At 64.3% G+C, this 8,489-nt stretch carries 10 protein-coding genes and 1 pseudogene; 6 read left to right on the top strand and 5 right to left on the bottom strand.

Annotated features, from left to right (window positions below; translation table 11 throughout):
* A pseudogene (locus tag ACGVJ8_RS03635) lies at positions 1-729 on the bottom strand (N-acetylglucosamine-6-phosphate deacetylase); the annotation flags it as partial.
* 11 nt (positions 730-740) lie between these two features.
* Between ACGVJ8_RS03635 and purE the strand changes: the two are divergent.
* Genes purE through ACGVJ8_RS03650 form a run of 3 tightly spaced genes read left to right on the top strand, consistent with a single transcriptional unit; the run spans position 741 to position 3,016 of the window.
* Positions 741-1,295, top strand: a complete 555-nt coding sequence (gene purE, locus ACGVJ8_RS03640; protein ID WP_392345539.1) for a 5-(carboxyamino)imidazole ribonucleotide mutase — start codon at positions 741-743, stop codon at positions 1,293-1,295.
* Entirely contained in the window at positions 1,292-1,909 is a 618-nt protein-coding gene (locus ACGVJ8_RS03645) for an oxidoreductase (RefSeq protein WP_392345541.1), read from the top strand. Before purE ends, ACGVJ8_RS03645 begins: the two co-directional genes overlap by 4 nt.
* A 21-nt stretch (positions 1,910-1,930) precedes the next feature.
* Positions 1,931-3,016, top strand: coding sequence for an AI-2E family transporter (locus tag ACGVJ8_RS03650; RefSeq protein WP_392345543.1), 1,086 nt, complete (start codon positions 1,931-1,933; stop codon positions 3,014-3,016).
* Here the strand turns inward: ACGVJ8_RS03650 and cysC are convergent.
* Together cysC and ACGVJ8_RS03660 are read right to left on the bottom strand one after the other, a co-directional pair.
* Positions 2,976-3,620: an adenylyl-sulfate kinase gene (gene cysC, locus ACGVJ8_RS03655; RefSeq protein WP_392345545.1), complete on the bottom strand. Its 645-nt coding sequence runs from the start codon at positions 3,618-3,620 to the stop codon at positions 2,976-2,978. The two genes, ACGVJ8_RS03650 and cysC, sit on opposite strands and share 41 nt — an antisense overlap.
* 31 nt (positions 3,621-3,651) lie before the next feature.
* Positions 3,652-3,978 (bottom strand): translation initiation factor, encoded by a 327-nt coding sequence (locus tag ACGVJ8_RS03660; protein ID WP_392345546.1) that lies wholly within the window; start codon positions 3,976-3,978, stop codon positions 3,652-3,654.
* A gap of 99 nt (positions 3,979-4,077) precedes the next feature.
* Between ACGVJ8_RS03660 and trpB the strand changes: the two genes are divergently transcribed.
* Positions 4,078-5,334, top strand: coding sequence for a tryptophan synthase subunit beta (gene trpB, locus ACGVJ8_RS03665; protein ID WP_392345548.1), 1,257 nt, complete (start codon positions 4,078-4,080; stop codon positions 5,332-5,334).
* A 10-nt stretch (positions 5,335-5,344) separates the two neighbouring features.
* Here trpB and hrcA read toward each other — a convergent pair whose 3' ends face one another.
* On the bottom strand, positions 5,345-6,319 hold the full coding sequence (hrcA, locus tag ACGVJ8_RS03670; protein WP_392345550.1) for a heat-inducible transcriptional repressor HrcA: 975 nt from the start codon (positions 6,317-6,319) through the stop codon (positions 5,345-5,347).
* A complete protein-coding gene (locus tag ACGVJ8_RS03675; protein WP_392345552.1) occupies positions 6,319-6,675 on the bottom strand; it encodes a rhodanese-like domain-containing protein in 357 nt (118 codons plus the stop codon). Before ACGVJ8_RS03675 ends, hrcA begins: the two co-directional genes overlap by 1 nt.
* A gap of 17 nt (positions 6,676-6,692) precedes the next feature.
* Between ACGVJ8_RS03675 and ACGVJ8_RS03680 the strand changes: the two genes are divergently transcribed.
* Positions 6,693-8,309 carry a DUF3352 domain-containing protein gene (locus ACGVJ8_RS03680; protein WP_392345554.1) on the top strand — a complete coding sequence of 539 codons (1,617 nt, stop codon included), beginning with the start codon at positions 6,693-6,695 and terminating at the stop codon, positions 8,307-8,309.
* A partial coding sequence (locus ACGVJ8_RS03685) for a SixA phosphatase family protein (RefSeq protein ID WP_392345556.1) occupies positions 8,287-8,489 on the top strand: 203 nt, incomplete at its 3' end. The genes ACGVJ8_RS03680 and ACGVJ8_RS03685, both read left to right, overlap by 23 nt.

Below are 8,489 nucleotides of genomic sequence, written 5' to 3' on the forward strand. Positions count from 1 at the left end.
TGCCCGGTGGTGCAAGCCCGGCATGGCATTGAAAGCGTGGGTGAGCATGGCCACCCCCTGATCGAAACCGGCGCTGGCCTGTTCGGCATTGGCGGCGCTGTGGCCCAGTGCCACGCTGATGCCCAGCTCCCGCAGCCGCCCGATCACCGCTGCGCCCTCGTCCAGTTCGGGGGCCAGGGTGACCAGGGCAATCTCCGTTTCGAACCCACCGATTCGTTCCCGGAGAGCCTCCAAGCTGGGTTTGGCCAGGTGTTCACGGGGATGGGCACCGCGGTGGGCCTCTGCCAGAAAGGGACCCTCCAGATGGGCCCCCAGCAGCCGGCAACGGCCTGGACGGTGATGTAGCCGGGCCTGCCGCAGCACGGTTAGGGCCTGGCGCAGCGGTGCGATGCCGCAGGTCACCAGGGTCGGGGCGATTGCTTCGATCCCATCGCGCCACAGCAACTCGAGAAGCTTCTCTAATCGGGGCAAATTCGCCGCACTCAGTTCCGGGAAAGCCAGCCCCAATCCGCCGTTGATCTGCAGGTCAACACCCCGGGGGCTGAGCCAGTCGCTGTTCCAGTCCTCATCCGTCTGTTGAGCCTCAGCGCCCATCGCGTCAATGCGGCAGATCAGCCCCTGGTCATCCAGGTCGACGGCATAGCGCTGATCTCCGTCCCCAGACAGGGGGCCAGGCAAACGAACGTTGGTGATCCGGTGCATCAACGCAACACTGGCCGTGGCACCCATGGGGGGAGACGATGGCAGTCTTGCCCCTCTGCGTTGTGCCGCTAGTGCTCCCCCGAGTTGCCGTTGTAATGGGAAGTGACTCTGACTTGCCCACCATGGAACCCGCTGCCGCCATCCTGCGCGAGCTGGGAGTGGAGGTGCAGGTTCGGGTGCTCTCGGCCCATCGAACCCCTTTGGAGATGGTGAACTTCGCTCAAGCGGCCCGGGATCAGGGATTTGGGGTGATCGTCGCCGGTGCCGGTGGGGCGGCCCATCTCCCCGGTATGATGTCTGCCCTCACCACACTGCCCGTGATCGGCGTGCCGGTGAAAAGCCGGGCGCTGTCCGGGGTCGATTCCCTTCACTCAATCGTGCAGATGCCGGGGGGGATTCCCGTGGCCACCGTCGCCATCGGTGGGGGCCTCAATGCCGGCTTGCTGGCGGCCCAGATCCTGTCGGTGGCCGATGCTGGCTTGGCCCAGAAACTTGAGGCCTACCGCAGCAGCCTTCACGATGCTGTGGTGGCCAAGGATGCGCGCCTGGTTGATCTGGGCAGCACGGATTATCTCTCCCAGATGGATTCATGAGTGTTCCCGTTCGTTCCACGCTGCTTTGGGCGGTAGTGCCGGCGGCCATCGTCTATGCGGTCGCCCTGGTCTGGAGCGCCTCCGAGGGCATCAGCGCCAAGATGGTGCTGATGGACCTGGCCCAATCCTGCAAGGCGCCTCTGGGGGAAGGATTCCTCTCCAGCGTGGGCTATCTGCTCTGGATGGCGGCGGCGGCTATTTCATTGTTTGCGGTGTCCACTCGACAGATCCAGGGCTCTGTTCTGAACCGTCAATTCGCCTTCTGTGGGGGCGGCTTCTCGCTCTGGCTCTGTCTGGACGACATGTTCCTGGTGCATGACCGCTACCTCGGTGAGGCGTTCCTTTACATCACCTACGCCTTCTTCACCGGGCTGCTGTTGTTCCGCTTCCATGGCCCCCTGCGGCGCTTCGGTGGTGACACCTTTCTGGTCTCCGTTGTGTTGTTGGGCCTATCGGTTCTGACCGATGCCCTCCAGGGGCTGTGGCCGAATTCCTACGAGACGGTGCAGATCTTTGAGGAAGGATTCAAGTTCCTCGGGATTGCCGCCTGGCTCAGTTTTTGGTGCCATTACGTCAGTTCCGCCTCCAAGCCGGCCTCCCTTGAGCAGCACTGATCGATTTGCGTCATCGTCTCGATGACGCCCTGGCCGGTCTGGTTGCGACTCGGTCTTCTGCTGCCTGTACTGGGCTTAAACGCTTTTGTGCTGAAGCGTTTGCTGGTGCAGTTTGCCCCATTCCCCGGGCTGTTCCTCACCGCGGCTTTGATCGCCTTTTTGTTGGACCTGCCCTGCCGCTGGCTCGCGCAACGGGGTCTTCCCCGAGCCTGGGCCATCGTCAGTATCGTGCTAGTGACCCTGGGGCTTCTGGTCTGGGCAGCTGTGGCTTTGGTGCCGCTCTTGATTGAGCAGCTCAGTCAATTGCTCAGTGCCTCGCCGTCTCTGCTCACGGCGGCAGAGCAGTGGATCGATCGGGGTCAGCTCTGGGCGCTGGACCATGGCTTGCCGGCTGATTTCGCTGACCTCAGCAGCGATCTGGTAGCCCAGTTCAGCCGTCTGGCGACGCAGCTGAGCCAGCGCCTGTTGGGACTGTTGGGGGCCACGGTGGGCACCACGATCAATGTGGTGATCGTGCTGGTGCTGGCGGTCTTCCTGCTGCTTGGGGCGGATCCGATCGTCGATGGTCTGGCCCGTTGGCTGCCCGATCGTTGGCGGGATTTGGTGCAGACGACCCTCGAACGCACCTTTCGGGGCTATTTCGCCGGCCAGGTGGTGTTGGCGCTGATCCTCAGTGGCGGTCAGCTTCTGGTGTTCACCGCCCTGAAAATTCCCTACGGCGTGTTGTTCGCCGTGCTGATCGGCTTCACCACCCTGGTGCCCTATGCCAGTGCCGTGTCGATCGTCTCGGTAAGTGCGGTGCTGGCGGTTCAGGACCCCCGCACAGGCCTTGAGCTGCTCGCCGCGGCGATCGTTGTCGGTCAGATCGTGGATCAGGTGATCCAACCGCGGCTGATGGGCAGCATCGTGGGTTTGCAACCGGCCTGGTTGCTGATCGCCTTGCCCATTGGCGCCCGGGTGGGCGCCCTCTATGGCGTGGGGGATCTGCTGGGACTGCTGTTGGCGGTGCCGGTGGCCAGTTGCATCAAAACCCTGGCGGATGCCGCCAGGGCGGGCGACGGCGACCTCAGGCCGCCGGAATCACCCCACGCTCCTGGAGCGCTTTGATCACCAACTCCACGGAGTCGGTCAGATTCTGCTTGCCGGTGTCGATCTTCAGTTCGGGCGTTTCCGGTGCTTCGTAGGGGCTGGAGATGCCGGTGAATTCCTTGATCTGCCCCGCCCGTGCTTTGGCGTAGAGGCCTTTGGGGTCGCGGGATTCGCAGACCTCGAGATCAGCGGCGCAGAACACCTCAAGGAAGTCACCGTCCTCCACCAGGTCCCGGGCCTTGTCCCGGTCAGTGCGGAAGGGCGAAACAAAGGCGGTCAGCACGATCATGCCCGCACCCAGGAACAGCTTGGCCACTTCGCCGATGCGGCGGATGTTCTCCTCACGGTCGGCATCGGAGAAGCCCAGGTCTTTGCAGAGGCCGTGGCGGATGTTATCTCCATCCAGCACATAGGTGGCGAGTCCCCGCTCAAACAGGGCTGCGTTGACGGCATTGGCTAGGGTACTCTTGCCAGAGCCGGAGAGTCCGGTGAACCAAAGAATGGTGCTGCCGTGACCGCGCTGCTTCGAGCGCTCGTCGCGGCTCACGGAGGCCTCATGCCAGGCGATGTTGGTGGAAGCATCCTTGTTGGTGAGCTCTCCGTAGGTGGGGCTGGCGGTCATGGCCACGGCATGAAGTGGTGATCATTCTCTCTTAACCCCCAGCCCGTTTCGGCCGGTATCCCTCCTTGCTGAGCAGCTCGAGCGCCAGATCCATCTGATCTCCTTGCAGTTCGATCACGCCGTCCTTGGCGGTACCGCCACTGCCGATTCGTGTTTTGAGCTTCTTCAGCAGCGCCTTGAAGCCCGCAGCATCCAGCTCAAGGCCCCGGATGACCGTCACGGTTTTGCCACCTTTGCCACCGCGGGTGGGCTGCACCCGGACCATTTGCTGCGCCTTGGCTGTGGGCTCCGCCGCAGGTCCGCTCGGTCGCTGCAGGCTCTCGGCACTGCTGAATTCCTGCCAGCCTCCCTTCGGCATCCACCCGTCGCAATCGGGTTGCATTGTCGATGACCGCCCATGCGGCGCCCCATGGCGTGACCGCCTGCTTACGCTGAGCCGACGCTCCGCCGTGGATCCGTGACCAGTACCCTGCCCAACGCCAGCACTCCGGATCCTTCCAGCCTGCAGCCAGCAGTGCGCCCCGGAGCTCACGGTCGCTTTGGAAGATTCGGCGGCCAGTACGTGCCCGAGACCTTGATGCTTGCGTTGGCAGAACTGGAGCAAGCGGCGGCTCAGGCCTGGAATGATCCTGCCTTCACCGCTGAGCTCAATCGCTTGCTGAAGAACTACGTCGGCCGGGCGACACCCTTGTATGAGGCCGAGCGTCTCACCGCCCACTATCGCCGCGCCGACGGTGGCCCCCGTATCTGGCTGAAGCGAGAAGATCTTAACCACACCGGTGCCCACAAGATCAACAACGCCCTGGGGCAGGCCCTGCTGGCCCTGCGTATGGGCAAGAAGCGGATCATTGCCGAGACCGGGGCGGGGCAGCACGGCGTCGCGACGGCCACGGTCTGTGCCCGCTTCGGTCTGGAGTGCGTGATCTACATGGGTGCGGAAGACATGCGCCGTCAGGCCCTCAACGTCTTCCGCATGCGTCTGCTGAGCGCCACGGTGCAACCTGTGACGGCTGGCACCGCCACCCTTAAGGACGCCACCAGTGAAGCGATTCGCGACTGGGTGACCAACGTCGAGACCACCCACTACATCCTTGGATCCGTCGCTGGTCCGCACCCTTATCCGATGTTGGTGCGGGATTTCCATGCCGTGATCGGCGAAGAGTCCAAGCAGCAGTGTCAGGAAGCCTTCGGTCGGCTGCCCGATGTGCTGATGGCCTGCGTTGGCGGTGGCTCCAATGCCATGGGCCTGTTCCATCCCTTTGTTCAGGACACGTCTGTGCGTCTGATCGGTGTTGAGGCCGCTGGTGATGGTGTGGCCACCAGTCGCCACGCTGCGACGATCACCGAGGGTCGTGCCGGTGTGTTGCACGGCGCCATGAGCCTGCTGCTGCAGGACGGCGATGGCCAAGTGATGGAGGCCCACTCCATCAGTGCAGGTCTCGATTACCCCGGAGTGGGGCCGGAGCACAGCTACCTGCGGGAGATCGGGCGTGCTGAGTACGCCGCAGTCACCGACCAACAGGCCCTCGATGCCCTGCGCCTGGTGAGTGAGCTTGAGGGCATCATTCCGGCCCTGGAAACCGCCCACGCCTTCGCCTGGCTTGAGCAGCTTTGCCCCACCCTGGCCGATGGCACGGAAGTGGTGATCAATTGCTCCGGCCGCGGTGATAAGGACGTCAACACCGTGGCGGAGAAGCTGGGGGATCAGCTCTGACGTTCGGGCTTCAGGCCAGCAGCAATTCCAGGTGGCGTGCCACCCGCTGCACGGCCGCTCGTGCCGTGGCATACGCCATCCGCATCGGGCCCACCAGGGCCACATGGCCCAGTCCCTCGTTGCAGCGGTAAGGGGCCTGAACCACGGCACAGGCCTCCAGGGCTGGCTGCGGATGTTCGTCACCGATCCACACCCGTGCGGATTCACCGCGGCTGATCAAGGTGGCGGGTTGGTCATCGATCAATTCCAGCAGCGGCCGAAGGCTGGAGGTGCTTTCAAATTCCGGTTCGCTCACCAGCCTTGAGAGGCCATGCACCACCACCTGTGTGGATTTGGCGGGGGTGGGTTGCTCAAGGGCGTTGCGCAGCACAGCGCCGCTGCGTTGCAGCTGCCTGGGCAGTGCTTCCCAGTTCAGGTCGCCCTGCTCGAGCTGGGCCGCCGCCCAGCGTTCCATCGTGGTGAGTTCGGCTTCAGCCCCGTGGGGCAGACGCAGGTTGACGTGGCTGACGCGGCCATTGGCTTCCACCAGCATCACCAGCAGTCGATCACCGCTGGGCACCAGACGGATCGTCTCCAGTTGGCGGTTCTCCTGCTGCGGTTGAGTGATCAGGCTCATCAGACCGGTGAAATCCGTCAGCCGCCGGGTCAGATGCATCAGCAGGTCGTCCAAACCGGCCCAACGAAGACTGAGGCCGGTGAGCTCCCGTTCCAGGTGTTGAACGGCGATGCCAGGTTCCGGCAGCAGCGCATCCACGTAGTGCCGGTATCCCATCGGACTGGGAACGCGTCCGGCGGATGTGTGTGGTTGATGCAGCAGTCCTCGGCGCTCAAGCGTCCCCATGGCGGAGCGAACGGTGGCGGAGCTGGCGGGGATGCCGAAGCGTTGCACCAGGGTGCGGCTGCCCACCGGCTCCATCGTGTCGACGTAGTGGTGCACCGTCGCCTGAAGCACCTGTTCTTGCCGAAGGGACAGGGGCTTGCTCATCAGTAGCGGGGAACTCTGGGATCCACCTGAAGGCTCCAGGCATCAATGCCTCCCTCAAGGTTCCACACCTCAAGGCCCCAGGGTTGGTCCAGCAGCCACAGGCCGAAGTGGTAGCTGCGCACACCGGCATGACAAACCACCACGACGGGTTGATCGGGTTTGAGGTCGGCCTGCAGTGTTCCAAGCCATGCATTGGATTGGCTCAGGGGGCGGTGCAGCACCTGACCTGGGAAGGCAGCGATCGCAAGTTCAGCCTCCTCGCGCACATCCACCAGTTGCGGTGAAGGTCGCTCGCTTTGCAGCCATTGCTGCAGTTCAGAGGCTTGGATTAGTTGTGGTTGTTGGGATTGGCCCATGGCGCCATTCTGCGGTGATGGACAAAGATGAGGCGACCCGAGACCGCCGGCCCATGAAGGCCCTCCCCTTCCTCAGAGCTGCCGGCGCTGTGCTGCTGTCGCTGCTTTTGCTGGCCGTTGGCCTGCTCTGGGCCATGAACCGCCAGAGTCCCCTGCAGCTTGTAGAGCAGCCGTTGCATCTGCCCCGGGCGGCCCGGTTTGTGCCCCGGGATGCTGATTTGTCCGTCCATTGGCTGGCCGATCCCGGACGGTTGCCGGCCTATGCCCAGGCCGTTGCTCCTGCCTCCCAACGCCGCGATGCCCGTGATGGCGCTCGGCAGTGGCGCGAAGGCGTCTTTGCCTTGGCGGGTCTGCAGTTCGGTCTTGAGCTAGAGCCTTGGCTTGGTGAGGAGGTCAGTCTCACCCTCACCGATGGGGACTCCAACACCGGCTGGGTGTTGGCTTTGACCAGTCGGGATGACGACGGCGCCCAGCGCTTTCTGCAAAGGTTTTGGCAGATCCGCAGCCTGGCGGGCACCGACCTGCAGATCAGTAGTTACCGCGGCATCGGTGTGATTAGCGGCCAGGGAGCATTGGTGGGGCAAGACCCCCAACCTCTGGCCACGGCCTTGATTGACGACGATCTGATCCTTGTGGCCTCGGGCCGGGGTGTGCTGGAGCAGGCCCTCGATGTCTCCCAGCTTCCGGATCAACATCAGCTAGGGGATCAACGCCTGCAGCGTCAGGTGGCTGAGCTCGGCGAGGGCGTGGCTTTGCTGACGGCATCTCCCCACGCCCTTGAGCATTGGTTGCAGGTGCCGGAGCTGGTGGCCCAACGGGACGATCTGAGCGGACTCGTGGCGTCACTGCGACCGGAGGGTTCAACCCTGGCGGTGGATGGGCGACTCGGGTTCCGGCAAGCCCTTGGCACCGACCCCTGGCCTGGTCTCACGGATCTGACCGCTTCGGCCGGCGGCCATGCCCGCTGGCTGGCTCAGCTGCAGAGTCCAGCCCGTTTGTTGGATCCCAGCGAAAGCCATCCGCTGGCCCAATGGTTCGGTCCGGTGTTGGAGCAGCACTTGGCGGGTCAGCCGGCGGCAGATGCTGTTGTTGGGGCCGATGACGGCCCTCTCCTCTGGCAGGACCAGCCCGAGGGGTGGCTTCTGGCCACCCGACCGCAAAGCCCCGCCAGGGATGCGGTGGATGCGCGTTTGCAGGAGCAGGGCCTGACCCGTGCTGAGTTGGAGGGCGATGGAGAGGTGTTGAGCGTGTGGACGCGGCTGGTGCGCCAGCGGGGACGCCAGCCGGGCGTGGATGCTCAATTGGCTGTGGCTCAGGTTCGCTCGTCTGCGCTGAACTGGTGGGGGGAGTCCTTGATGGCGTTGTCGCAGCGCCAGAACAGGCGTGCCCTCCAGCCTCGCTTGAACCAGTGGCAGGAGCTCACACCGTCCTCCCAACCGGCGCAGGCGCTACTGCTGGCGGATGAGCCCGCCCGCGCACTGTTGGGGCAATGGCGGCCCTGGGCCCTGCTGCAGGTGATGGCGGGGCGGCCCCTCCAGGATCAGGTCCACGGCCTGGCGGTGGCCATCGACGTTGATCGTCAGGAGCAGAGCAGCACCGAGATTCCGTTGCATGCCCGGCTCGAACTCGGCTGACCTGGTTCTGTTGCGGCATGGCATCGCCGGAGTCCGCCAGGCGAGCCAGGACCACCCGGATCGCCCCTTGACCGCCGCAGGCCGTCAGCGAACACAGCTGGTGATGGCGGCCCTGGTGCAACGGGGGCTGCGGTTGGATCGCCTGCTCTCGAGTCCCTACCGTCGGGCTCTGCAAACGGC

Origin of the sequence: Parasynechococcus sp., assembly GCF_042954245.1 — a bacterium.
GTDB lineage: Bacteria > Cyanobacteriota > Cyanobacteriia > PCC-6307 > Cyanobiaceae > Parasynechococcus.